At 66.7% G+C, this 24,895-nt stretch carries 22 protein-coding genes; 10 read left to right on the forward strand and 12 right to left on the reverse strand.

Features of this window, described 5'->3' with window-relative positions:
* Positions 1–97: 97 nt before the first annotated feature.
* Entirely contained in the window at positions 98–706 is a 609-nt protein-coding gene (locus M4578_RS15840; protein WP_258094262.1) for a LysE family translocator, read from the reverse strand.
* A gap of 72 nt (positions 707–778) precedes the next feature.
* Here M4578_RS15840 and M4578_RS15845 point away from each other — a divergent pair, with 72 nt between their 5' ends.
* Complete coding sequence (locus tag M4578_RS15845; RefSeq protein ID WP_258094263.1) at positions 779–1,231, forward strand: Lrp/AsnC family transcriptional regulator; 453 nt, start codon at positions 779–781, stop codon at positions 1,229–1,231.
* Between the two features lie 136 nt (positions 1,232–1,367).
* Here M4578_RS15845 and ilvD read toward each other — a convergent pair whose 3' ends face one another.
* The 3 genes from ilvD to M4578_RS15860 all read right to left on the reverse strand — a co-directional run bounded on the left by ilvD (position 1,368) and on the right by M4578_RS15860 (position 5,316).
* Positions 1,368–3,197: a dihydroxy-acid dehydratase gene (ilvD, locus tag M4578_RS15850; RefSeq protein ID WP_258094264.1), complete on the reverse strand. Its 1,830-nt coding sequence runs from the start codon at positions 3,195–3,197 to the stop codon at positions 1,368–1,370.
* A 210-nt stretch (positions 3,198–3,407) separates the two neighbouring features.
* Entirely contained in the window at positions 3,408–4,799 is a 1,392-nt protein-coding gene (rimK, locus tag M4578_RS15855; RefSeq protein ID WP_258094265.1) for a 30S ribosomal protein S6--L-glutamate ligase, read from the reverse strand.
* Positions 4,800–4,902: 103 nt separating this feature from the next.
* Positions 4,903–5,316: a DUF6636 domain-containing protein gene (locus tag M4578_RS15860; RefSeq protein WP_258094266.1), complete on the reverse strand. Its 414-nt coding sequence runs from the start codon at positions 5,314–5,316 to the stop codon at positions 4,903–4,905.
* Between the two features lie 166 nt (positions 5,317–5,482).
* Here M4578_RS15860 and M4578_RS15865 point away from each other — a divergent pair, with 166 nt between their 5' ends.
* Positions 5,483–5,971 carry a LysM peptidoglycan-binding domain-containing protein gene (locus M4578_RS15865; protein WP_258094267.1) on the forward strand — a complete coding sequence of 163 codons (489 nt, stop codon included), beginning with the start codon at positions 5,483–5,485 and terminating at the stop codon, positions 5,969–5,971.
* Between the two features lie 75 nt (positions 5,972–6,046).
* On the opposite strand, the gene M4578_RS15870 is transcribed toward M4578_RS15865, so the two are convergent.
* Entirely contained in the window at positions 6,047–7,006 is a 960-nt protein-coding gene (locus M4578_RS15870; protein WP_258094268.1) for an L-malyl-CoA/beta-methylmalyl-CoA lyase, read from the reverse strand.
* A gap of 260 nt (positions 7,007–7,266) precedes the next feature.
* On the opposite strand from M4578_RS15870, the gene dgcN reads away from it, so the two are divergent.
* Both dgcN and dgcA read left to right on the forward strand, forming a co-directional pair.
* Complete coding sequence (dgcN, locus tag M4578_RS15875; protein ID WP_258094269.1) at positions 7,267–8,268, forward strand: N-acetyltransferase DgcN; 1,002 nt, start codon at positions 7,267–7,269, stop codon at positions 8,266–8,268.
* A 91-nt stretch (positions 8,269–8,359) separates the two neighbouring features.
* Entirely contained in the window at positions 8,360–9,325 is a 966-nt protein-coding gene (gene dgcA, locus M4578_RS15880; protein ID WP_258094270.1) for an N-acetyl-D-Glu racemase DgcA, read from the forward strand.
* A 6-nt stretch (positions 9,326–9,331) separates the two neighbouring features.
* Here the strand turns inward: dgcA and M4578_RS15885 are convergent, their stop codons facing one another.
* Positions 9,332–10,339, reverse strand: a complete 1,008-nt coding sequence (locus M4578_RS15885) for a DUF5671 domain-containing protein (protein ID WP_258094271.1) — start codon at positions 10,337–10,339, stop codon at positions 9,332–9,334.
* A 197-nt stretch (positions 10,340–10,536) separates the two neighbouring features.
* Here M4578_RS15885 and M4578_RS15890 point away from each other — a divergent pair, with 197 nt between their 5' ends.
* Positions 10,537–11,400, forward strand: coding sequence for a D-amino-acid transaminase (locus M4578_RS15890; RefSeq protein WP_258094272.1), 864 nt, complete (start codon positions 10,537–10,539; stop codon positions 11,398–11,400).
* Between the two features lie 54 nt (positions 11,401–11,454).
* A complete protein-coding gene (locus tag M4578_RS15895) occupies positions 11,455–13,548 on the forward strand; it encodes an OmpA family protein (RefSeq protein WP_258094273.1) in 2,094 nt (697 codons plus the stop codon).
* On the opposite strand, the gene M4578_RS15900 is transcribed toward M4578_RS15895, so the two are convergent.
* Entirely contained in the window at positions 13,521–14,711 is a 1,191-nt protein-coding gene (locus M4578_RS15900; protein ID WP_258094274.1) for a TIGR03862 family flavoprotein, read from the reverse strand. The two genes, M4578_RS15895 and M4578_RS15900, sit on opposite strands and share 28 nt — an antisense overlap.
* Positions 14,708–16,033 (reverse strand): mechanosensitive ion channel family protein, encoded by a 1,326-nt coding sequence (locus M4578_RS15905; RefSeq protein WP_258094275.1) that lies wholly within the window; start codon positions 16,031–16,033, stop codon positions 14,708–14,710. Before M4578_RS15905 ends, M4578_RS15900 begins: the two co-directional genes overlap by 4 nt.
* A gap of 74 nt (positions 16,034–16,107) precedes the next feature.
* On the opposite strand from M4578_RS15905, the gene M4578_RS15910 reads away from it, so the two are divergent.
* Positions 16,108–16,401, forward strand: a complete 294-nt coding sequence (locus M4578_RS15910; RefSeq protein ID WP_258094276.1) for an HNH endonuclease — start codon at positions 16,108–16,110, stop codon at positions 16,399–16,401.
* Positions 16,402–16,564: 163 nt separating this feature from the next.
* Here M4578_RS15910 and M4578_RS15915 read toward each other — a convergent pair whose 3' ends face one another.
* The 4 genes from M4578_RS15915 to M4578_RS15930 all read right to left on the reverse strand — a co-directional run bounded on the left by M4578_RS15915 (position 16,565) and on the right by M4578_RS15930 (position 20,399).
* Complete coding sequence (locus M4578_RS15915) at positions 16,565–17,410, reverse strand: formate/nitrite transporter family protein (RefSeq protein WP_258094277.1); 846 nt, start codon at positions 17,408–17,410, stop codon at positions 16,565–16,567.
* Positions 17,411–18,036: 626 nt separating this feature from the next.
* Complete coding sequence (locus tag M4578_RS15920; protein WP_258094278.1) at positions 18,037–18,489, reverse strand: RrF2 family transcriptional regulator; 453 nt, start codon at positions 18,487–18,489, stop codon at positions 18,037–18,039.
* 101 nt (positions 18,490–18,590) lie between these two features.
* Positions 18,591–19,850: a glycosyltransferase family 4 protein gene (locus M4578_RS15925; protein ID WP_258094279.1), complete on the reverse strand. Its 1,260-nt coding sequence runs from the start codon at positions 19,848–19,850 to the stop codon at positions 18,591–18,593.
* 132 nt (positions 19,851–19,982) lie between these two features.
* Positions 19,983–20,399, reverse strand: a complete 417-nt coding sequence (locus tag M4578_RS15930; RefSeq protein WP_258094280.1) for a VOC family protein — start codon at positions 20,397–20,399, stop codon at positions 19,983–19,985.
* Between the two features lie 372 nt (positions 20,400–20,771).
* On the opposite strand from M4578_RS15930, the gene leuS reads away from it, so the two are divergent.
* From leuS to holA, 3 genes are read left to right on the forward strand one after another with little or no spacing between them, the layout of a single operon-like run.
* Positions 20,772–23,327, forward strand: a complete 2,556-nt coding sequence (gene leuS / locus M4578_RS15935) for a leucine--tRNA ligase (protein ID WP_258094281.1) — start codon at positions 20,772–20,774, stop codon at positions 23,325–23,327.
* A complete protein-coding gene (gene lptE, locus M4578_RS15940; RefSeq protein ID WP_258094282.1) occupies positions 23,314–23,799 on the forward strand; it encodes an LPS assembly lipoprotein LptE in 486 nt (161 codons plus the stop codon). Before leuS ends, lptE begins: the two co-directional genes overlap by 14 nt.
* Entirely contained in the window at positions 23,796–24,824 is a 1,029-nt protein-coding gene (holA, locus tag M4578_RS15945) for a DNA polymerase III subunit delta (RefSeq protein WP_258094283.1), read from the forward strand. Before lptE ends, holA begins: the two co-directional genes overlap by 4 nt.
* Positions 24,825–24,895 lie beyond the last annotated feature (71 nt).

The raw sequence follows: 24,895 nt of genomic DNA on the forward strand, positions 1-24,895 counted from the left end.
CGGGCTGCCGCACAACGTCCGCGCGCCCCAAAGGGCGGATTGCCGCTCGATCCGCTGGCCCCGTAGGGTGGGCAATCCTGCCCACCTTCCCCCGGACCTAGGGCTGTCCCTGCGCCAGTACCGGGAGCAGCGATGCGATCAGCAGCGCCGCCATGGTCCAGTTGAAGGCCCGCAGCCGGCCGGGGTTGTTCAGCACCCGCCGCATTTCCCGCCCGAGCACGGTCCAGGTGCTTGTCGAGATCACCGACATTGCCACATAGGTTCCGGCGACCAGCATCACCGATCCCAGATCGCGCCCGGTCGCATAAAGCGTGATCGCGCCCAGAGCCATGGACCAGGCCTTGGGGTTCACCCATTGGAACGCGGCGGCCTGCACAAAGCTCAGCGGGCGGCCCTGGGGCTCCGTTCCCGCCTCGGCGGGGGGCGCGGCATGAGCGATCTTCCAGGCCAGCCAGAGCATGTAGATCACCGAGGCCACCAGCAGCACGTCATGCGCCACGGGCCAGGCCTCGAAGACCTGCATCACCCCGAGCCCCACCAGCAGCACCATGGCCGGAAACCCCAGCCCGATCCCGAGCATATGCGGGATCGACCGGCGAAAGCCGAAATTGGCCCCCGAGGCGAGCAGCATGAGGTTGTTGGGGCCCGGCGTGATCACCGTGACGAGCGCAAAGGCGGCAAGGGCGAGAAGAAGATCCTGTGTCATGACGCAATAATTGCGCAGGATTCGCGGATATGGATTGCGAAGATGAGGTTCATGCCGGAAATAGTGCAACTTATGACGGATCTTGACGGAATAGACGAAAAGATATTGCAGGAGCTGTCGCGCGACGGGCGGATCAGCAATCTCGCGCTTGCGGATCGGGTCGGGCTGTCGCCGTCGGCCTGTCTGCGCCGGGTGGCGGCGCTGGAAAAGGCCGGGGTCATCAAGGGCTATCGCGCGGTGCTGAGTCCGGAAAAGACCGGCGTCGGGTTCACCGCCTATGTGATGGTGGGGCTGAACGCGCATACGAAACAGGCGCAGGAGGCCTTCGAGCGCGCGATGAGCCATGCACCGGAGGTGCGGGAGTGTCACAACATCACTGGCAATGTGGAATATCTGCTGCGGATCGAGGCAGCGGACCTTGCCGCCTACAAGCATTTCCACACCGAGGTGTTGGGCACACTGCCGCAGGTCAATGCCATCACCTCCTATGTGGTGATGGGCTCGCCCAAGGACGAGCGCGCCTAGCGACGGGGTCTTTGGCGGGCCGGGCGCTGTCGGGCGAACCTGCTGGTAATAGACCCTGTGGCCAATAGGAAAGGGCGGCGCCGGTGCGGCACCGCCCTTGCAGGATTTCCCGGGACGCCGGTGGCGCCCTGACGGATCAGATCTGCCGCACCGCGCCCTTGGCGGCGGAGGTGGTCAGCGCCGCGTAGGCCTTGAGCGCCTTCGACACCTTGCGCTTGCGCTTTTCGTCCGGCTGCCAGCCCTTGGCGTCGCGCGCCGCGCGGCGCTCGGCCAGCACCGCCGCGTCCACGGCGAGGTTGATCTTGCGCGCGGGGATGTCGATCTCGATCAGATCGCCCTCTTCCACCAGACCGATGGCGCCGCCCTCGGCCGCCTCGGGCGAGACGTGCCCGATGGAGAGCCCCGAGGAGCCGCCCGAGAAGCGCCCGTCGGTGACCAGCGCGCAATCCTTGCCGAGCCCTTTCGACTTCAGATAGCTCGTCGGATAGAGCATCTCCTGCATGCCGGGCCCGCCGCGCGGCCCCTCGTAGCGGATCAGCACCACGTCGCCGGGATGGATCTTGCCCGTCAGGATCGCGCTCACCGCGCTGTCCTGCGATTCAAAGATCCGCGCGGGGCCCGAGAAGACAAGAATGCTCTCGTCCACTCCGGCGGTTTTCACGATGCAGCCGTCCTCGGCGAGATTGCCGTAAAGCACCGCCAGGCCGCCATCCTTGGAAAACGCATGTTCCGCATCGCGGATCACGCCGTTTTGCCGGTCGAGGTCCAGCGTGTCGTAACGCCGGTCCTGCGAGAAGGCGGTGGTCGAGCGCACGCCGCCGGGGGCGGCGCGGAAGAACTCGTGCACCGTCTCGGAATTGGTGCGGGTCACATCCCAGCGGTCGAGCGCATGGGCCATGGTCTCGGCATGCACGGTGGGCACCGAGCTGTCGATCAGCCCGGCGCGGTCGAGCTGGCCGAGGATCGACATGATCCCGCCGGCGCGGTGCACGTCTTCCATATGCACATCCTGCTTCGCGGGCGCGACCTTGCAGAGCACCGGCACCTGACGCGACAGCTTGTCGATGTCCTCCATGTCGAAATCGACCTCGCCCTCATTCGCGGCGGCCAGCAGGTGCAGCACCGTGTTGGTCGAGCCGCCCATGGCGATATCCAGCGTCATGGCGTTCTTGAAGGCCTCGAACGTGGCGATGGAGCGCGGCAGCACGCTTGCATCGTCCTGCTCGTAATAGCGCTTGGCCAGATCCACGATCAGATGCCCTGCCTCGACGAACAGCCGCTGACGGTCGGCATGGGTGGCCAGGGTCGAGCCGTTGCCGGGCAGCGACAGGCCCAGCGCCTCGGTGAGACAGTTCATCGAGTTGGCGGTGAACATGCCCGAGCAGGAGCCACAGGTCGGACAGGCGGCCTCCTCGATGGCCTGAACCTGGGCGTCGGTGTATTTGTCGTCGGCGGCGGCAACCATGGCATCGACCAGATCCAGCGCTTTGGTCTCGTCGTCCCACTGCACCTTGCCGGCCTCCATCGGGCCGCCCGAGACGAACACCACCGGGATGTTCAGCCGCATGGCCGCCATCAGCATGCCGGGGGTGATCTTGTCGCAGTTCGAGATGCAGACCATGGCGTCGGCGCAATGGGCGTTGACCATGTATTCCACCGAGTCGGCGATGATCTCGCGCGAGGGCAGCGAATAGAGCATGCCGTCATGGCCCATGGCGATGCCGTCATCCACCGCGATGGTGTTGAACTCCTTGGCAACGCCGCCCGCCTTTTCCACCTCGCGGGCCACCATCTGGCCCAGATCCTTGAGATGCACGTGGCCCGGCACGAACTGGGTAAAGCTGTTCACGATCGCAATGATCGGCTTGTTCCAGTCGTTCTCGGTCATGCCGGTGGCACGCCATAGGCCACGGGCGCCGGCCATGTTGCGGCCATGGGTGGTGGTGCGGGAGCGGTAGGCGGGCATGGGTTTCCCCCTCGTTTGCGGTATCGGAGTTGTTTAACGCTGCGCGGCCCCTGCGGCAAGGGTAGCGCGCATGCCCAAATCCGCGCCAGCTTTGCCGCCGAAAAGGCGCGTATTTGGAAAGAGAAGAAGATCAGGATGCGCGCCCTTGCCCTTCTTCTCTTGAAAAATACGCCCGCCGGAGGCGTCCGGCATCGCGGCCGGGCGCGGGGGTTAGGCGCCGCTGCGCTTCGTTCGGCTGCGCGGCGGTTTCGGTGCCACCTTGGCCTCGATATAGTCGATCACCAGCCCGGCGATGTCCTTTCCCGAGGTTCTCTCGATCCCCTCCAGACCGGGCGAGGAATTCACCTCCAGCACCTTGGGCCCGTCCTCGCCGCGCAGCAGGTCCACCCCGGCCACATCGAGCTTCATCGCGCGGGCGGCCTTGACCGCCGCCTCGCGTTCGGTCCGGGTGATCTTCACCGGCTCCGCCGTGCCGCCCTGATGCAGATTCGAGCGGAAATCGTCGGGCTTGCCCACCCGGCGCATGGCGGCGACCACCTTGCCACCCACCACGAAGCAGCGGATGTCCTCGCCCGCCGCCTCCTTGACGAAGCTCTGCACCAGGAAATCCGCCTTCAGCCCCTGAAAGGCCGAGATCACCGACTCGGCGGCCTTCTTGGTCTCCGCCAGCACCACACCCTTGCCCTGGGTGCTCTCCAGCAGTTTCAGCACCAGCGGCGCGCCGCCCACCAGGCTGATCACATTGCCCGAATCCTTTGGGCTGCGGGCAAAGGCGGTGGTGGGCATGCCGATCCGGTGCCGCGCCAGCACCTGATGCGCGTGCAGCTTGTCGCGCGACACCGTGATGCCGTCGGACCCCGCCAGGCAATAGGTGCCGAGGCTCTCGAACTGCCGCACCACCGCCGTGCCGTAGGAGGTGATCGAGGCGCCGATGCGTGGGATCACCGCGTCGTAATGCGGCAGGCGGCGGCCGTCGTAATGCACCTCGCCGCCCACGGCGCGGATGTTCATGTAGCAGCGCGAGGTGTCGATCACCTCCATCGTATGGCCGCGCGCCTCCGCCGCCGCAATCAGCCGGCGGGTGGAATAATTCTCGGGCTCGCGGGTCAGCACCGCCAGCCGCAGCGCCCGGCGGTGGCGTTCGCTGCGCGGAATGTCGCGATAGGCCTCGTAGGAGAGCGCGGGCTGACAGAAGCTGTGGCTGGGCGCCACCATCATGTCGTCGGCCAGCGCGGTACGGCCGAGCAGCATCCGGTAGGCCATGTTGCCCCGGTCGGTCAGCGTGACCTCGATGGGCCAGCGGTGATCGCCCATCTCGAGCGTCGTCTCGATGACAAAGCGCAGCTCGGTCTCGCCGTTCGACGAGGTCACCTCGCGCCGGTCCTTGAGCGGGGCGGAGCAGATGATCTCCAGATCGGGATCGGCGGGATCGGGGTGGATCGCAAAGCGCACCATGGGTTTTTTCGCCGAGCCGAAGGGCTCGATGGCGAAGGCGTGCAGGGCCGAGGTCTTGGCGCCGGTATCCACCTTGGCGCGGATCGCGGGCAGGCCGAGATCGGGCAGGGAAAGCCATTCCTCCCATCCGAGCGTGAACAGGGTCATTGCGAATCCTCTCGATGCGCCCGCGCGCCGGGCCGGAGCGCCGCTCTAGCGGGCGGATGTGACAGGCGCAATACGCTTGGATCCCGCGGCCGGTTTGGCCCCTCTACCAGACCTTCAGAACACGGCGCGACAGCAGGAAACCGTGACCGTCCGCGTTGCGGCAGGTGAGCCCGGTGCGCTCGGAGATGCAGGAAATCCCGCCCCAGTCCGCCGAGACGCCATAGGGCGCCACATCGACGCCAGTTGCGGATTTCCCCCGCACCGGCGCACCGCATTCCATCGTTGCGGGACCGCGCGCGAGCAGCACGTATTTATGCCCCCAGGGGCCCGCGCAGGAGGCCGGGCGCGCGACATTCGGCGTGCCGGTGAACGCGACGATCTCACAGGAAAGATCCGGCGGCCCCTCTCCGGTGCCGACCCAGCAGCGGATATTGTCCGACGGGGTGCGGAATGGCGACACATCCGCCATCGCGGGGCCGGCAAGACACAGGCCGGCCAAAAGCAGCGATCTGAACATTATGAAGGTCCTGAAAATACGGTCGGGATAAAGTCTGCCCGCAGCGTCTGACGCGGGCCTCGGGCCTGTCAAGTCCGCCATTCCGGAAACGACCGTCCCCGGCATGGCGTGCTAGAAATGTTGTCACGGACCGCTGCCGGTCCGGGCAGCAGAGAAGGTTTCGATCATGACCGTGACGCTCGACATCCAGCAGCCGCAGCCCTTCGACCTTGTGGGGCCGACCATCCTCATCGCGGGCAATGCCGCCGCCTTCGAAGGTACGCTCTCCATCACCGTGTCGGAGGGCCATGACGAGGTTACCGGCTTCACCCAGGTGGGGTCTCTCGGGCTGCGGCAGTTTCAGGCGCAGATCGCGATCCCGCCCGGCACCGCCTTCACGCTCAACCGGCTGTTCCTGACGCTGGCGGACGATACCGGCAACGAGAACGGGCCGAGCGTGACCGTTCCCGTGCTCTACGGCCCGCTGATCCTGCCGGGCTATGCGGGCTGGCAGCCCTATACGGTGCAGCCGGGCGACACGCTGACCTCCATCGCGCAGGCGCAATACGGCAACGGGGATTTCCAGCCGATCTTTCAGGCCAACCAGCACATCCTCGCCAATCCGAACCTGATCTTTCCCGGTCAGGTGCTGCGCATCCCGCGCAACGATCTCTGAACCCTTGAGACATGAAAAAGGCGCGGGCCGCTCGGGCACCGCGCCTGAAACCGTCGGGCGGACGGGATGGGTCTCTTAATGCCCGGCGATCATCTCGGATTGCTTCACGATGACTTCGGCCTGCTTGATCGAGGCGATGTCCACCAGACGGCCCTTGTAGACCGTGGCGCCCTCGCCCTTGGCCTTGGCCTCTTCCATGGCGGCGAGGATCTCGCGCGCCTCGGTCACCGCCGCCTCGGAGGGGGTGAAGACCTCGTTCGCGAGCGCGACCTGCTTGGGGTGGATGGCCCATTTGCCGACCATGCCCAGCGTCGCCGAGCGCAGCGCCTGGGCGCGGAAGCCCTCGTCGTCGGAGAAATCGCCGAACGGGCCGTCGACCGGCAGGATACCATGGGTGCGGCAGGCGGCGACGATGGCGGCCTGCGCCCAGTGCCACGGGTCGGACCAGTATTTGGCCCCCTCGCGCAGCATGTAATAATTCTCCTGGGTGCCGCCGATGCCGGTGGTGGCCATGCCCATGGAGGCGGCGAAATCAGCCGCGCCGAGGCTCATGGCCTCAAGGCGCGGCGAGCCGGCTGCAATCTCCTCCACATGCGAGATGCCGGCTGCTGACTCGATGATCACTTCGAACTTGATCGGTTTGGTGCGGCCCTTGGCGCGCTCGACAGCGGTCACCACCGCGTCCACCGCGTAAAGATCGGCGGCGCAGCCGACCTTGGGGATCATGATCTGGTCGAGCCGGTCGCCCGATTTCTCCAGCAGATCCACCACATCCTTGTACCAATAGGGCGTGTCGAGCCCATTGATGCGCACCGACAGGGTCTTGTTGCCCCAGTCGATATCGCCGATGGCCTGGATGATGTTCTCGCGCGCGCTGTCCTTGTCGGAGGGCGCGACGGAATCCTCGAGATCGAGATTGATCACATCCGCAGCGGACCCGGCCATCTTTTCGAAGATCGCGGGGCGCGAGCCCGGGCCGAACAACTGGCAGCGGTTGGGACGTGCCGGAGCGGCGGGCTGAATGCGGAAGCTCATGATTCACCTCGTCGAGTAACGATATTACGTGCGGCTTGCCGCGAGAGTTATTAAATTGCGGGATGCTGCGCAAGCAGAAACCTTGCCCAAGGTCATGCGGCAACGCGGCGAAACTCAGCGGAGTTTTTGCACGATTCTTCGGCGTCGCGCGGGAAACGCACGAAAATTCGGCGCGGGCCCTGGCGAAACGGTGGTTTTCGCAAAGGATTTGCGTGTCATGCGGGGCAGAATGCCGCGAATCCAAACGACAGGGACCCAAAATGATCGAGACCCCGTATCTGCTCTTCCTCGGAGACGCTCCGGACCCGCTGGCCGCCAAGGTTGCCCAAGGGATCAAGGACTGGCGCCCGGAGAACTGCGTGGGCCAGTTCCGCCTCGAGGGCTGCAAGGCCGACCTCAAGCTGCCGGACATGACGCTGGCCGAGGCCAAGGAAGCCGGCGCCAAGACGCTGGTCATCGGCGTGGCGAACCGGGGCGGGGTGATTTCCCAGACCTGGAAAAAGGTGCTGGTCGAGGCGCTGGAAGAGGGGTTCGACCTGGCCTCGGGCCTGCACAACCTGCTGCGCGACGAAGAGGATCTCGCGGCGGTCGCCAAGGCGACCGGCCAGACCCTGCACGATGTGCGCATCCCTTCGGTGAAATACCCGATCGCCAATGGCGAGCCGCGCAAGGGCAAGCGTCTGTTGGCGGTGGGCACCGACTGTTCGGTCGGCAAGATGTACACGGCGCTGGCGCTGGATGCGGCGATGCGCGAGAAGGGCATGAAATCGACCTTCCGCGCCACCGGCCAGACCGGCATCCTGATCACCGGCGACGGCGTGCCGCTGGACGCGGTGATCGCCGATTTCATGGCGGGTTCCATCGAATATCTGACGCCGGATAACGATGACGACCATTGGGACATCATCGAGGGCCAGGGCTCGCTGTTCCATGTCAGCTATTCCGGCGTGACCATGGCGCTGGTGCATGGCGGTCAGCCCGACGCGCTGATCCTCTGCCACGAACCGACCCGCAGCCATATGCGCGGTCTTCCCGGCTATCAGCTTCCCTCGCTCGAGGATGTGCGCGACGTGGCGCTGAAGCTGGCGCAGGTGGCGAACCCGGCCTGCAAGGTCATCGGCGTCTCGATCAACACCCAGCATATGGGCGAGGAGGAGGCCGCGGCCTATTGCGCCGAGGTCGAGGCGCGTCTGGGGCTGCCCTGCGTCGATCCGTTCCGTCATGGCGCGGCGCGTCTGGCCGAGGCGGTTGCCGCCTACTGATCCTGCTGGCAGGGTTGCGACGATCACGGGCGGCGGCACCTCAGGGGCCGCCGGGCCGTGCGTATTTGGAAAGAGAAGAAGGGCAGGGGTCTTGAGCATAGAGGTGACGCGCGACACGTTCCGGCTGGCGCAGGTCTTTACCATTTCGCGCGGCAGCCGGACCGAGGCGAAGGTGCTGACGGTCAAGGTCACCCGGGACGGGGTGACCGGCTGGGGCGAATGCGTGCCTTATGCGCGCTATGACGAGACGCTGGAGAGCGTCGAGGCCGAGATCGCCTCGCTGCCCGCGGATGTGACCCGCGAGGCGCTTCAGGGGCTGCTGCCGCCCGGCGCCGCGCGTAACGCGGTGGATTGCGCGCTTTGGGACTGGGAAGCCAAGCGGGCCGGCAAGCCCGTCTGGGCGCTGGCGGGGCTGCCGGAGCCCGGGCCGGAGATCACCGCCTATACCCTGTCTCTGGGCACGCCCGAGTCGATGCGGGAGCAGGCCGAGAAGAATGCTTTTCGCCCGTTGCTGAAGGTCAAGCTGGGCACGCCCGACGACATGCCGCGGCTCGAGGCGGTGCGCGCCGGGGCGCCCTTGTCGAAGATCATCGTGGATGCCAACGAAGGCTGGACGGCGGAGGTCTATGCCGAGCTTGCGCCGCATCTCGTGCGGCTGGGCGTGGCGATGGTCGAGCAGCCGCTGCCGGCGGGCGAGGACGCGGCGCTTATCGGGATGGACCGGCCGGTGCCGGTCTGCGCCGACGAGAGTTGTCACGACCGCGCCAGCCTGCCCGGGCTCAAGGGCAAATACGACATCGTCAACATCAAGCTCGACAAGACCGGCGGGCTGACCGAAGCGCTGCTGCTGCTGGAGGCCGCGAAGGCCGAGGGCTATGGCATCTTCGTCGGCTGCATGGTGGGCTCGTCGCTGGCGATGGCGCCGGCGGTGCTGCTGGCACAGGGCGCGGCCTTTACCGATCTCGACGGGCCGCTGCTGCTGGCCGAAGACCGCCCCACGCCGCTGCGCTACGACGCGGCCGGGGTGCACCCCGCCGCGCCGGCGCTTTGGGGGTGAGCGTGGTCAGTCCGTGTCGACCACGATGCAGGCGTTCTTGTCTCTCAGCGTGATGTCGTATCGCGAGATTGCCGTGGGGAACTCCACCTCGGTGCACAGCTCGAAGCGGGTGGGGTCGATCCGCCGGTATGTGATCTCTGCCGCGAAGGCGGTGAGATTCTGCGGGTTTCTGGCGCAACTCAGCGGATCGAGCGTTTCGGGAAGCGCGTCATGATCGACCTCGGCGCAATAGCGCACGTCCTGGGTCAGCGTGCGCAGATCGGAGAGGCGCCAGCGGTCGCGCTGCTCCATCTGCCCTTGCAGGGGGCCGCCGACGATCCAGAAGGACAGGCCGAGCGCCAGCGCCGCAAGCCCGAGCAGGGCTGCGGCGGGCAGCCCCGGTATCAGGCGGGCGGCAATGCTGCGATCCTGCCGGAAATAGGCCAGCACGACCGTGGCGATGACCGCGACAGTCAGGGATTTCGCGAGAAAGCGCGCGGTCATCTGGCCGTCGAGGAAAGTGTAGATCAGGACCAGCGCATCGCCCATCAGGGTGATGACCGCGATGAGCATCGCCAGCGACGAGAGCCAGCGGCGAATCGTGCCGTGCCGGCGCGACGGGTCGCCGCGCAGCGCGCGGGCATCGGCGCGGTCGAGAAGCCAGAAGGCCGGGGCGAAGACGATGAGCGCCGCCATCGACCAGCGCAGGCCGCTTGCGGCATAGGTCGGGGTGCGGCCGGTTTCCGGCAGCCAGACCTGGATCTGCCCGAAGAACAGCGTGAGGACGTTGCCCGCGACCATGCCGAAAGCCACGAAGAGCAGCGCGTAGAAAAACGCATCCCGCGCCGCGGTAGAGCGGATCGGGCGGGGCACGGGGCCCGTGGACGTGGCGGTCTCGGACCAGCCGGCGAGCGCGGCGTCGGCCTCGGTTTCGGTCCATTCCGCGGCGAGGAGATGCGCGCGGATGGCGTCGCGCGACTGGCCGCTCTTGAGCGCGTCATGCACGAAGTCTGTGAGATCCTTGGGCAGAGACATGGGCGATTTCCTCCATGAACTTTGTTCACGAAATATTTTGAACGACGTTCATTGTCAATGCGAAACGTCGTCTTTTTCCGTCTACCGCGGGCGGAGCCCCCGAAATGGCTTGAACATGGGGGACCGGCCCCGCAAACCAAGAACATCCCCGGTTCCGGGACCACCTACACCATCCTATGTCGCACAAGGAGTATGACATGAGCCGCACCGTTTACCTCAACGGAGAGTATCTGCCCGAGGCCGAAGCCAAGGTTTCGATCTTCGATCGCGCCTTTCTGATGGCGGACGGGGTCTATGAGGTGACCTCGGTGCTGGGCGGCAAGCTGATCGACTTCGACGGCCACCTGGCGCGTCTGGAACGCTCGTTGACCGAGCTCGACATGCCGAAGCCGGCCGCGTTCGACGAGCTGCTCGAGATCCACCGCAAGCTGGTGGAGCTGAACGGCATCGACGAGGGGCTGATCTATCTGCAGGTTACCCGGGGCGCACCTGGTGACCGCGATTTCGCCTTTCCCGACCCCGAGAGCTGTGAGCCGACCCTGGTGCTGTTCACCCAGTCGAAGCCCGGTCTGGCGGACAGCCCGACCGCCAAGACCGGCATCAAGGTGATCTCGATCGAGGACATCCGCTGGGGGCGCCGCGACATCAAGACGGTGCAGCTTCTCTACCCCTCGATGGGCAAGATGATGGCCAAGAAGGCGGGCGCCGACGATGCCTGGATGGTCGAGGACGGCGCGGTGACCGAGGGGACCTCGAACAACGCCTATATCGTCAAGGACGGCAAGATCATCACCCGCAACCTCAGCACCGACATTCTGCATGGCATCACCCGCGCGGCGGTGCTGAAATTCGCCCGCGAGGCGCAGATGATCGTCGAGGAACGGCCCTTCACCATCGAAGAGGCGCAACAGGCGGACGAGGCGTTCTATACCTCGGCCTCGGCCTTCGTCATGCCGGTGGTCGAGATCGACGGCGCCAAGATCGGCGACGGCACGCCCGGCGGCGTCGCGTTGCGGCTGCGGGAGATCTATCTGGATGAAAGCCGCAAGGCCGGGATCTGACCGCTTGCACCGCGTCGCCTGAACGGGGACAACCTCGGACAAGGAGGCGCGGAGATGCGGGATTTCTTTGCCATCGTGGCGATCATTCTGGCGGTGGTGTCGCTGGGCGTCTTTCAGGTGCCCGGCGACAATGCGCTTTTGGATGCCGGGATCCGCGCCGAGGCACAGGGCGCGGTCTATCAGCAGAAACATCCGATCGGCATCGCGGTGACGCGCGGCGTGGTCACCGCCACGGGCCGGGTCGAGAGCGATGAGGAGCGCGCGGCGCTGATCGCCACGCTGGCGGCGCTGGAGGGTGTCGAGGGGGTGACGGACGACCTGACGGTGCTGCCGCAGGTGGCGCCCTTCACGCTGGAGATCCGCAAGGGACCCGAGGGCGTCGCGTTGGCGGGGCATGTCGTCTCGGAGGCGCAGGGCGTCGCGTTGCAGGAGATGCTGGGCCCCTCAGAGGCGCTGGTGGTCGCGGCGGGTGCGCCGGACGAGCTTTGGTCCGGGGTGGTGGCGCGGGCGGCCTCGGTCCTCGCGCGGATGCTGGATGCACGGTTGGAGGTCGAGGACCGGGCGCTGCGCCTGTCGGGCCGGGTGCATCTGCCGGCGACTCTGGACGAGATTCGCGATGCGCTGGCCGATCTGCCCGAGGGTTACGATCTGACGCTGGATCTTGCGGCGGTCGATGACGGGTTGCCCTATCGCCTGACGGTCTCGCGCGATCCGCATATGGGGCTGCGTCTTGACGGAAAGCTGCCGCCGGAATTCGACCGTGCGCCGCTGGCCGCGCTGGGTGCAGCGCAGGAGGAGGCGCTGGTCACGGCGCCGCTGCCGCTCCCCCAGCCGCGTTTCGAGCCGGCGTTGGCGGTGGCGCTGCCGGTCTTCGCCGGGCTGAAGGCGGGGCAGATGACCGTCACCGACACGCTTGTCTCGCTTTCGGGCGGGCCGGTCCCGGAGGCGGAGATGGCGGCGGCCGAGGCGCTGCGCGGGGATCTGCCGGCAGGCGTGGCGCTGTCTCTGGCGCTGGTGCCCGAGGACGACGGCGCGCCGCTGGTGCTGCGTGCCGAATGGCGTGGGGATGCGCTGCTGCTGTCGGGCAAGGTGCCGGCGGATTTCCCGGAAGATGCAGGCGGGGCCTTTGACGTACCGGTGCAGATGCAGGATCTGGCGCGCTCCCCCTGGCCGGACCTGACCGGCTGGAACGCCACCGCGCTGGCGGCGCTTTCGGCGCTGGCGATGCTCGAACGGGGGGCGTTGCTGCTGTCCTCCGACGGGCTGGAGCTGTCGGGGGTGGCCGCCAACCCGGAGGAGCGGGATCGGGCGCTGGCCTCGGTCGCGCCCGACACGGCCCGTATCGCGCTTCAGGACGATGGCACGCCTCCGGCCTTCTCGCTGCGCTACGATGTGGCCCGGGGGGCGGAGCTGACGGGCAAGCTGCCCGCCGGTCTGGAGCCCGAGGCGATGGCGGGGGCGCTTGGTCTGACGGCGGTTGACGGCGCGCCCAAGGTGTCGCCGGAGACCAGCCCGGCGCCGGTTCAAGAGGTGCTGGAGGCGCTGGGCCGCTGGCTGCCCGAGATGGATTCGGCGGTGCTGACCCTTGCGGCGGGCGGGCTGAGCGTCGCCGTCACGGTGCGCCCGGCGAGCGATGCGCGCGCGCTCGAGGCGGAGCTGCGCGCGTCGCTGCCGGAAGCGGTGGCGCTCAGCGTCGCGGCGCCGGAGGCGCTGCCCGGCACCGGAGATCGCCGGGACAATGTGCTGAGCGGCGGGACCGAGGTCTTTGCCGCCGGGGTCTGGCTGCCGGAGCTGTTTTTCACGCCCACGGAAGAGAGCTGCAACGCCCGCTTCCGGTCGGTGCCGCAGGTGCCCTTTGCGCGGGGCGGCTTCTCGCCCCTGCTGGGCTCGGCGCGGCCGCTGGCGGAGCTCACCGCGCTGGCCCGGGCCTGCACGCGCTTTGCCGGGTTGGAGCTGACCGTCACTGGCCACGCGGGCAGCGCCGAGATCCCGGTGCTGAACCGCCAGCTCAGCCGCCGCCGGGCGGAGGCGGTCCGGGCGATCCTGGCGGCGCGGGGGGTGCCGGCGGGGCTGATCGTGGCGCAGGGGCTGGGTGACGATGGATCGGGCGACCGGCTGGGCTATGCGGTTGCGGCGCCGTCCAGATAACGCGCCGCGTGCCGTCCGGCCCAGAGCCCGGTGGCGAGGCAGGCGGTGAGCAGATAGCCGCCCGTGGGCGCCTCCCAGTCGATCATCTCGCCCGCGCAGAAGGTGCCGGGACGGGCGCGCAGCATAAGCCCCTCGTCCAGCGCCGCGAAGGGCACGCCGCCGGCGGTCGAGATCGCCTCGTCCAGCGGGCGCAGGCCGGTATGGGGCACCCGCAGGGCCTTGATCCGCCGTGCCAGCGCCGCCGGGTCGCCGGGCAGAGGGCGGCCGCATTCCATCAGCAGCGCCCGCGCGGCGGATGACAGTCCGAGCTGCTTGCGCAGATGGTTGGAAAGGCTCTGCTTGCTGCGTGGCCGGGCGAGGCGGGCCTGCACCTCCTCAAGCGGCAGATCCGGTGCCAGATCGACCTCGAGCGCCGCCCCCTCGCGCAGCGCCGGCGAAAGCGGGTAGAGCCCGCCGCCCTCGAGCCCGCGCGCCGTGATCACCGCTTCGCCGCGCGAGTGCAACGGGCCGGCCCGGAAGGCCACGGTTTTCAGCGGGGCGCCGAAATGCGGGGCCATATGCGCGGACCACCCGACGGTGAGCCCGGCATTGGCGGGCAGGAACGGCGCAAGGGCGATCCCCGCCGCCGCAAGGGGTTCTGCCCAGGCCCCGTCCGAGCCGAGCCGCGCCCAGCTCGCGCCGCCCAGGGCCAGCACCGTGGCGCGTGGGGTGAGGCGGCGCGGGCCCTCGGGGGTGTCGAAGAGACAGGCGGCCCCCTCCCAGCCGGTCCAGCGCCAGCGCAGCCGCCGGTCGAGGCCCATCGCCTCGAGCCGCGCGAGCCAGGCGCGCAGCAGCGGCGAGGCCTTCATCGCGGTGGGGAAGACCCGTCCGGTGGAGCCGGCGAATGTCGTCTGCCCCAAGCCCTCGGCCCAGTCGCGCACCGCCTCGGGTGTGAAACCCGACAGCATCGGGCGCAGCGCCGCTTCGGCGCCGCCATAGGCCGCGAGGAACGGGCCGAAGGGTTGGGCGCGGGTCAGGTTCAGCCCCGATTTCCCGGCCATCAGGAACTTGCGCCCGACCGAGGGCTTGGCCTCGGCCAGACAGACCGAATGGCCGGCAGATAGCAGCGCATCCGCCGCCATCAGCCCCGCCGGGCCGCCGCCGATGACCAGCGCATCGCTCATGCCGCGGGGGGCGGCGCCATATGGATGACGCGCTGGGGGAAGGGAATCTCGATCCCGTGTTCCCTGAGCGTGTTCCAGATGATGAAACGCACCTCTGAGCGGATCTTGTTCCGGCCGTCGTCGATGCCGTTGATCCAGAATTCGACTTCGAAGTCGATGCCGCTGTCGCCGAACCCCGCCAGTTCGACATCCGGGTCCTCGGGCTCGCTCAGCACGGCGGGATGCTTGGCGATGGCGGCGCTGATGAGATCGGGAATGAGATTGATGTCGGTATCGTAGCTTACGTTGAATTCGACCGAATAGCGGTTGGCCGAGCCCTGATCGGAATAGTTGATCACCCGGGTGGTGATGAAATCCTCGTTCGGCACCACGATCCAGCGCCCGTCGAAGGTTTCCAGAAACATCGCCCGGGCGGTCGTCTTGACGATGGTGCCGGCCTCGCCGCTGTCCAGCTCGACATAGTCGCCGATGGTCGCCTGGCCTTCGAGCAGCAGAATCACCCCCGATATATAATTCGACGCGATCTTCTGCAGGCCAAAGCCCAGCCCGACGCCGATGGCGCCGCCCAGCACCGCCAGCGAGCCGAGCGGAATGCCCATGATGTTCATCAGCAGCAGGAACGCGAGGCCGAAGATGGTGATCTCGGCGGCCTTGGCGGCAAGCTGCCGCGCGGCGGGGCGCATCTCTTCCTGCTTTTCGATATAGGCGCCGGTCTGGTCGTTCGACCAGCGGCCGAGCCAGAACAGGATCGCCCCGGCGATGACGCCCCGGATCAGCGACATCACCGAGAACTCGATATTGCCGAGGCTCACGGTGGTGTCGTTGAGTTGCACGATGATGTCGTCCAGCAGCCCGACGATATAGAGCGCCAGAATGGGCAGCAGAATGAATCGTCCCAGCACCTTCAGCAGCGGATCGGTGACGATCTCGCGCACCAGCGCGCGGGCGGCGAGGAAAAGGAACACGCGCTTGCCGAAGGCGATCACCGCGCCCGAGCCGAAGAGCGACCGGATCACCTGCTCTCCGGCGGCGGTGACGGCCCAGGCGAGCAGCGGCAGCATCAGCGGCACGAAGATCAGGAAGAAGCGGCGGATCGTCGCGAGGATCGAACGCGCCTCCTGCGGCGGGGTCAGCAGCCGGGCGATGCGCGGGCGCAGCGCCTTCGTGACCAGCCAGGAGAGGAGGAAGGCCACCAGCAGCAGGCCGAACTGCGACCAGGCGGCGGGCGAGAGCATCCAGGCCTGTGCGATCTCCCAGCCCCGGAGCGCATATCCTGCGGCGTCCTGCACAATTTGCGGCTGGGCCGAAAGGTCCCATTCCATGCCTGTCCCCTTGATCCTGCCGAGATTGGCGCCAGTCTCTTGCCTTGCCGAGACCGTCCGCACAAGAGGTGCCGTTGCCCGATCCCGTCTGCCCGCTCTGCCGGCGGCCCATTCCGCCGGATGCAAAGCAAAGCCTGCACCATCTTGTTCCGAAGCTGAAAGGGGGAAAAGGCGGGCCGGTGGCGCTGTTGCATCAGATCTGCCACAACGAGATCCACGCCACGTTCACCGAATCCGAATTGGCCCGAGAATACAACAGCATCGAGGCGTTGCGGGCGCATCCGCGGTTGCGGCGTTTCCTGGATTGGGTGAGCAAACGTCCGCCGGGGTTCCATGCGCGCAGTGCCGGGGGCCGGCGCAAGCGGTAGCGGCGCCCTGACCTGTGCGCCGAAGGGGGTCGGGCGGCACGGCCTGCAAGCCGTCCCGCCCGGGGGCGCTGCCGTTCTGCTGTGCCCTACCCGGGAGCAGGGGCTGGCCTGGCAGACGACGGCGCCGCTGTGGCGGGGCCGCTCCGGGCCCCGCGCCGTTGGGTTATTCGGCGGGAACGCCGGTCAGATCGTCATTGCGCTGGGCGTTGCGCTTGGGGCTTTCGCGGAAATGCGTGGCGTAGATCATGCCGCCCACGAAGGTCAGGCCGCCGACGAGATTGCCCAGAACCACCGGGATCTCGTTGTAGATGAAATAATCCGCCCAGGTGAACTGGCCGCCGAGGATGATGCCCGAGGGGAACAGGAACATGTTCACGATCGAGTGCTCGAAGCCGAGATAGAAGAAGACGAGGATCGGCATCCACATCGCCATGATCTTGCCCGAGACCGAGTTCGACATCATCGCGGCCACAACGCCGGTCGAGACCATCCAGTTGCACATCACCGCGCGCACGAAGACGGTCAGCAGGCCCGCGCCGCCGGCGGCGGCATAGCCCAGCGTCCGTGCCTCGCCGATATGGCCGATCTTCTCGCCGACGGCGTTCGGCTCGGTCGAAAAGCCCATGGTGAAGATGATTGCCATAAAGATCGCGACGGTCATCGCCCCGGCGAAATTGCCGCAGAACACCAGACCCCAGTTGCGCAGCACGCCGCCCCAGGTGCAGCCCGGGCGCTTGGCGATCACCGCCAGCGGAGCCAGGGTGAACACGCCGGTCAGCAGGTCGAAGCCCAGCAGGTAGAGGATGCAGAAGCCGACCGGAAACAGCAGCGAGGCGACGAGGAAATTGCCGGTGTTGACCGCGATGGTCACGGCAAAGGCCGCGGCGAGCGCCAGGATGGCGCCGGCCATATAGGCGCGGATCAGCGTGTCCTTGGTGGCCATGAAGATCTTGGATTCGCCGGCGTCGACCATCTTGGCCGCGAATTCCTTGGGCATGACATACGACATGTCTAGGTCCTTTCGAGGAGGGGTTGGGCCTGAAGATCAGGCGTCGGAGGGGAGGATCGTGAGGGGGTGCCGTCAATCGGGACGGGCGGTGAATGCGGCGGAGGGGCTTTGCCGATGCGTCGCAATTCGGTTGGAGACGGGCGCTGTCCGTCCGGATGCCGGCGCGCTGACGGCTGTGAGGAAACGGGGCATGGCTTCTCCGGGTCGGTCTGCGGAACCGGAAGCCCGGGCCGCGGCGGTTTCGGTCAGGGAGAGCAGGCCAATGGCGCATGGTGCTCCCGCGGTCTGAAAGTCTCAGAACGTCGAACAGCGCCGTTGCTGCGTGCCCGTTCGGGCGGATGTGACTGAAATCGCCGCGCCGTTGCGGCTGAAAGAGGCGGCCACGCCTCTATTAATCATTCGGATAATGGGAATGTTTTAATCCGGCAAGCTCAAACATGCCATTTCGTGCCGGGCGAGGCTTTGATGCGCAGGATCGCTGCGAGGTTGTGCAGCCTGTAGGCAGTTTTCGGGCGCGCTTCCTACCTTTTGGGCGGTTTGCATTCCGGTTTCGCCTTCGTCCCGGTGGGCAATCCGATGCGCGCCATCCCCTGTCGGCGCGGGCGGGGGCGCCGATTCGGAAGGGGTTACGAACCCGGCGACAGCGCGGCGGCGTCGGAGGCCGCGCTTTGCAGGATGTTGAGCGTGCGCGGATGCGCAAGGACGGAATCCGCCAGGCTGAACCTGTCAAGATTCTGATAAAAAGCGTCTTTTGCCTCTTTCAGCCCGCCAACAAGGCCACAGGCGCCACGCAGGATGCAGGTCGAGCAATCGACCATCTGGGCATCGCCTTCCATATAGCGCGTGACTTCGCCCACCCGAATCTCTGCTGCCGGGCGGGCAAGCGCGATCCCGCCAGAGCGTCCGCGGGTGCTTTTCAGAAACCCGCCATCGACCAGTTGATGGACCACTTTCATAAGATTGCTCTGCGACAGCCGGTGCGCCCGGGCAATCTCGGAGATGGGCACGAGCCGGTCCTGATGCGCGCCCAGATAGAGGCACACGCGCAGCGCGTAGTCGGTGAATTTTGACAAGTGCATCGGGAAAACTCGGCTGTGAATGATGCAAGTATTGTGAATGTATCACTCCGGGTCAACCCGGCCCGAGCATGGAGCGGGCGCCCGCCCGGTCTTGCCGTGGCTCAGTCCAGCGGCGGGCGCGGCGCGAGTGTCGCCAGCCGGTCGACCCAGCTTACATGACGCGGCAGGCAGCGTGTCTGGAGGTCGTAGGTCTCGCGTACATAGGCACGCGCGTTGCGCCCCAGCCTTGCCCGCGTCTCGGGGTCGTCGAGCAAGGCGCAGAGCCGGTCCACCAGCGCCGCTCCGTCGAAGAAATCCACCATCCAGCCGGTTTCGCCCTCGGTCATCACCTCGCGCACCGGTTCCGTGCCGCTGGCGATGATCGCGCATTCCGCGCTCATAGCTTCCAGCAGCGACCAGCTCAGAACGAACGGATAGGTGAGATACACATGCGCCCGGCTCACCTGCATCATCGCGAGGAAGCGCTCATAGGGCACGCGGCCGAGGAAATGCACGCGCTGCCAGTCGGCCTCGGAAATCTGGTCTTTCACCTCGTCGATGAAGATCTGCTTCCAGGTCTGGCCCTTGGGCGGTTTCGAGCCATAGCTCACCTCGTCGCCGCCGATCACCGTGATCTGGGCGTTCGGGCGGCGGCGCAGGATCTCGGGCAGGGCGCGCATGAAGATGTGATAGCCGCGATAGGGTTCGAGATTGCGGTTGATGAAGGTGATGACCTCGTTATCGCGGGTCAGCGCCCGCCCGTCATCCAGCTCCAGCCGCGCGGCCGGGTCGGGCCGGACCAGATCCGTGTCGATGCCGTCATGCGCGACGGTGATGCGGTCGCGCCACTGCGCTGGAAAGGTCGCTGCCTGGAACCGCGTGGGCGACAGGCCCGCGTCCATGATCTCTTCGTGCAGCCGGTTGTTCAGGTTCTTCATCCGGATGCGCAGCGCGTCGGAGCTGGGGGCGGATTTCTGGAACTCCGGATCGAACGCGACGAAGGTGTCCGTCGTCAGATGATAGAGCTCGCAATAAAGCCCCATACGCGCGCGCGGCCAGACATCCTTGAGAAACAGGCTTTCGCCCCAGCCGTGATGGGCGAGAATCACGTCGGGCTCAAAGCCCTTCTCCTTCAGAGTCAGCGCCGCGCGATAGCAGCTCGTGGCGCGGATGAGCTTGGTTTCGAAATCCGCGAGCAGGGGCTGAATCCCTTGGGTGCTCGATCCCTGGATCCGATAGGGCAGCACGGTGATGCCGCTCCAGCGCGTGGCCTTCTTGACCTTGGGCGTCAGTGCCACGACCTGATGCCCGTTCTGGACCAGCGCAGGGGCCAGATGCTTGTATTGGCCGGGGAAATTCTGGTGGATACAGAGGATCTTCATGACAAACGGGATTTTGTGGAACGACAGGCCGCCTTTCTCGCATGCCGCGTCCGGCAGGCCAATGCCCGTGGCGGTGGCGGCGGGCAAAGACGTTGCGCGGGTTGCAGAAATGCCCGCCGGTCTTGGCCCGCGCTACCCGTCTCGTCCAGGTTCGTGCGGATCGCTGGAGAAAACGGCGATCTTGTTGCCCTGAGGATCGCGCATGTAGCCGACATAGAAGCTGGCTCCGTATGAGGCCCGAAAGCCCGGCTGGCCCTCGTCCGACCCGCCTGCGGAAAGGGCGGCGGTATGAAGATCGCGGACCTGCTTTTGGTTGCGCGCCTCGAAGGCGACCATCGACCCGTTGCCCGCCGAAGCCGGACGCCCGTCGAAGGGTGGCTTGACGTAAAAGTCAGGCAGTGTGGGAGACTGGCCCGGTTCGACGGGCAGTGCGTAGCTTAGCCCCTCGGGGCCCTCTTCCAGTTCATAGCCAAGGGCTGGCAGGAAAGCGGAGTAAAACCGTTTCGCGCGGGCGAGGTCATCCGCACCGACTGTGACATAGGCAATCATGCGTCTAGGGCTTTCCGGGCGAGCTGTAAGAGATGGTCTTGATTGCGGTCACAATGTCATTGTGACAGGGGCAGCGCCAGAGATGGGGAGCCGGTGTTTTCCGAGAGGTCTCTAGGTCTGGTTTGCCGAGGATGCTCCGCTTTGAGGTCCTTCAGACATGAACGGGGTCAATCAAGGATGTCCACGGTCGGGGCGGCATCCCACGGGCCGCCGTTGGGTCTGGCTTTCGTTGCACCTTGTTGAAGGCCAACACCACAGTTTTCCGCGCCTCGACCGCCCCGCGCCAAGCCACGGGGCACACTGGCACTGGACGCCCGTGCCCCTTGGCCCTATCACCCCGCCCCGAGACCCGTCCGTTCCGAGGGAAACAAGATGTCGCGTTACGACCCCGCCGCAATCGAGCCGAAATGGCAGAAGATCTGGGATGAGGCCCTGACCTTCAAGGCCACCCGCACCGCGGGCAAGCCGAAATACTACGTGCTGGAAATGTTCCCCTATCCCTCGGGGCGCATCCATATCGGCCATGTGCGCAACTACACCATGGGCGACGTGATCGCGCGGTATAAAAAGCAGAACGGCTTCAACGTGCTGCACCCGATGGGCTTCGACGCCTTCGGCATGCCCGCCGAGAACGCCGCCATGGCGAGCGGCGGCCACCCCAAGGACTGGACCTATTCCAACATCGACACGATGGTCGCGCAGATGAAGCCGCTGGGCTTCGGGCTCGACTGGTCGCGGATGTTCGCCACCTGCGACCCGGACTATTACGGCCAGCAGCAGGCGCTTTTCCTCGACATGCTCCACGAGGGGCTGGTCTACCGCAAGAACGCCGTGGTGAATTGGGATCCGGTCGACATGACCGTGCTGGCCAACGAGCAGGTCGAGAACGGCCGCGGCTGGCGCTCGGGCGCGCTGGTCGAGCGCAAGGAACTCACCCAGTGGTTCTTCAAGATCTCGGATTTCTCGGGCGAGCTGCTCGATGCGCTCGACGGGCTCGATGACTGGCCCGCCAAGGTCAAGCTCATGCAGGCCAACTGGATCGGCCGGTCGCGCGGGCTGCAATTCGCCTTCTCGACCGTCGAGGCGCCCGAGGGGTTCGACCGGATCGAGGTCTATACCACCCGCCCCGACACGCTGATGGGCGCGAGCTTTGTCGGCATCTCGCCCGACCATCCGCTGGCCAGACATCTGGAGCGCGAGAACCCCGAGGTCGCGGCCTTCGTCGCCGAATGCCGCAAGGGCGGCACCACGGAAGAGGCGATCGAGACCGCCGAGAAGCTGGGCTTCGACACCGGCATCACCGTGCGCCACCCGTTCGACACCTCGTGGGAGCTGCCGGTCTATATCGCCAATTTCATCCTGATGGATTACGGCACCGGCGCGATCTTCGGCTGCCCCGGCCACGATCAGCGCGACCATGATTTCTGCGTGAAATACGGGCTGCCCATCGTCGAGACCTTCCTGCCGCTGGATGGCGAGATCGACATTCAGGCCGCACCCTTCGTGCCCGCGAAATCCGAAAAGGTCCGCTATACGCGGCTCATCGCGGGCGAAGAGGTGCAGACCGGCGACGAGGCCGTCAACGCGGCGGTGGATGTCTGCGAGGCCAACGGCGTCGGCCAGGGCGTGACCAAATACCGCCTGCGCGACTGGGGCCTGTCGCGGCAGCGCTACTGGGGCTGCCCGATCCCGGTGGTGCATTGCGATAGCTGCGGCGTGGTGCCGGAGAAGAAAGAGAACCTGCCGATCCAGCTTCCCGACGACGTGAGCTTCGACGTGCCCGGCAACCCGCTCGACCGGCACCCGACCTGGCGCGACTGCGCCTGCCCGCAATGCGGCGCGCCCGCCAAGCGCGAGACCGACACGATGGACACTTTCGTGGACTCGAGCTGGTATTTCGCCCGCTTCACCGCGCCCGATGCCGACACGCCCACCGATCTGGCCGAGGCCGAGTACTGGATGAATGTCGACCAGTATATCGGCGGCATCGAACACGCGATCCTGCACCTGCTTTATTCGCGCTTCTTCGCGCGGGCGATGCACCTCACCGGCCACCTGCCGGAGAAATGCAAGGAGCCGTTCAATGCGCTCTTTACCCAGGGCATGGTGACCCACGCGATCTACCAGACCCGCAACGCCGAGGGCCGTCCGGTCTATCACTACCCCGAGGCGGTCACCCTGAAGGATGGCAAGGGCTATCTTGAGGACGGCACCGAGGTCGAGATCATCCCCTCGGCCAAGATGTCGAAATCCAAGAACAACGTGGTCGATCCGGTGGCGATCATCGGGCAATATGGTGCCGACACCGCGCGCTGGTTCGTGCTTTCCGACAGCCCGCCCGAGCGCGATGTGGAGTGGACCGCCGCCGGCGCCGAGGCCGCGCACAAGCACCTCGCGCGGGTCTATCGCGCCTGCGCCGAGGTCGCCGGGGCCGATGTGCCTGCGACGCAAGAGGACGAGGCGCTGCTGCGCGAGATGCACAAGGCCATCCACGATGTGACCATGGGCGTGGAAAGCTTCGGCTTCAACGCCGCCATCGCCCGGCTTTACGCCTTCACCAACGCGCTGACCAAGTCGCGCGCGGGCTCTGCGGTCAAGCGGCAGGCGGCGCTCACGCTGGCGCAGCTCATGTCGCCGATGACCCCGCATCTGTCGGAAGAGATCTGGCAGCTTCTGGGCGGCGAGGGGCTGATTGCCGATGCGCCCTGGCCCAAGGCCGACGAGGCGATGCTGGTCGAGGATACGGTCACGCTGCCCATTCAGGTCAACGGCAAGCGGCGCGGCGAACTGACCGTGCCCAAGGATATGCCGAAGGAAGAGGTTGAAAAGCTGGTGCTGACGCATGAAGCTGTGGAGCGGACCCTGAACGGGGCCGCGCCGAAAAAGCTGATCGTCGTACCGGGCCGGATCGTCAATGTGGTTGTCTGATCGCAGAAATTTCCTTCTTGCCGCCGCAGCGCTCGCGGGCTGCGGCTTTACCCCGGCCTACGGGCCGCAGGGGGGCGGGTCTGCGCTGCTGGGCAGTATCGCGCTGGAAGAGCCCGCCAATCGCTACGGCTATGATTTCAACAGCCGGTTCGAGGAACGGCTGGGGCGCGCCTCGGGTCCCTATGCGCTGAAGATCCGGCTCGAGACGCAGTCGCAGGGGCTGGGCTCTCTCGCCGACGGGCAGACCACGCGCTACCGGCTTGTGGGGCGGGTGTTCTATACGTTGACCCCGGTGGGCAGCGAAGAGGCGCTGATCGCGGGCCGCACCAACGCCTTCACCAGTTATTCCGCCACCGGCTCCACCGCCGCGACCCAGGCCGCCGAGCGCGACGCCAAGCGGCGGCTCATGGTGATTCTCGCCGATCAGGTCATCGACCGGCTGCTGCTCGACGCGGACACGCTGCCGAAATGAAGCTGACGGGCCGCGACGCACAGGCCTTTTTCCGCAAGCCGGATCCGACGCGTGCGGGCGTGCTGCTTTACGGCGAGGACGCGATGCGCGTGGCGCACCGGCGGCAGGAGGTCATCTCCGCGCTGGTCGGCCCCGAGGGCGAGGCCGAGATGCGGCTGACGCGCATCTCCGGCGCCGAGCTGCGCCGCGATCCGGCGATGCTGCTCGACGCGATCAAGGCGCAAGGGTTCTTTCCCGGGCCCCGCGTGGCATTCGTCGAGGACGCGAGCGACGGGCTGACCGACATCGTATCGACGGCGCTGGGCGATTGGCGCGAGGGCGATGCCCAGGTGATCGTGACCGCCGGTCAACTGGCGGCGAAATCGAAGCTGCGCAAGCTGTTCGAGGGGCATCCCAATGCGCTGGCCATCGGCATCTATTCCGATCCGCCGGGCCGCGACGAGATCGAGGCGGCGTTGAGGAAAGCGGGGCTCGAACAGGTCGACCGGGCTGCCTGGGACGCGCTCGAAGCGCTGGCCCGGGCGCTGGAGCCCGGCGATTTCCGGCAGGTTCTGGAGAAGGTGGCGCTCTACAAGCTCGACGATCCGGCGCCGCTGACGCCCGAAGAGGTGGCCGCCTGCGCGCCGGCCTCCATCGAGGCGGAGCTGGACGATATTCTGAACGTGGTGGCCGAGGGCCGCAGCGCCGAGATTGGGCCGCTGGTGCAGCGGCTGGAAGGGCAGGGGGTGGCGCCGGTCACGCTGCTGATCATGGCGATGCGCCATTTCCGGGTGCTTTATGCGCTGGCTTCGGCGCCGGGCGGGCCGCAGGCGGGGCTGCAACGGTTGCGCCCGCCGCTTTTCGGTCCGCGCCGCGACCGCATGCTGCGGCAGGCGCAGGGCTGGTCCGCCGACCGGCTGGAGGCGGCGCTGGGCATGTTGATGGACACCGATCTCTCGATCCGCTCGGCGGGGCAGCGGGCACCGGCCATGGCACTGGTCGAACGCGGCTTCGTCCGGCTCGCCTGGCTCTGTGGACGGCGCTAGCGGGTCTTTGGGGGGCGAAGAGTGCGGCAGAGCCTGACGAGGGGCCTTGCCATCGCTTGAAACGCTGACGC

Source organism: Salipiger pentaromativorans (genome assembly GCF_024721115.1).
GTDB lineage: Bacteria > Pseudomonadota > Alphaproteobacteria > Rhodobacterales > Rhodobacteraceae > Salipiger > Salipiger pentaromativorans.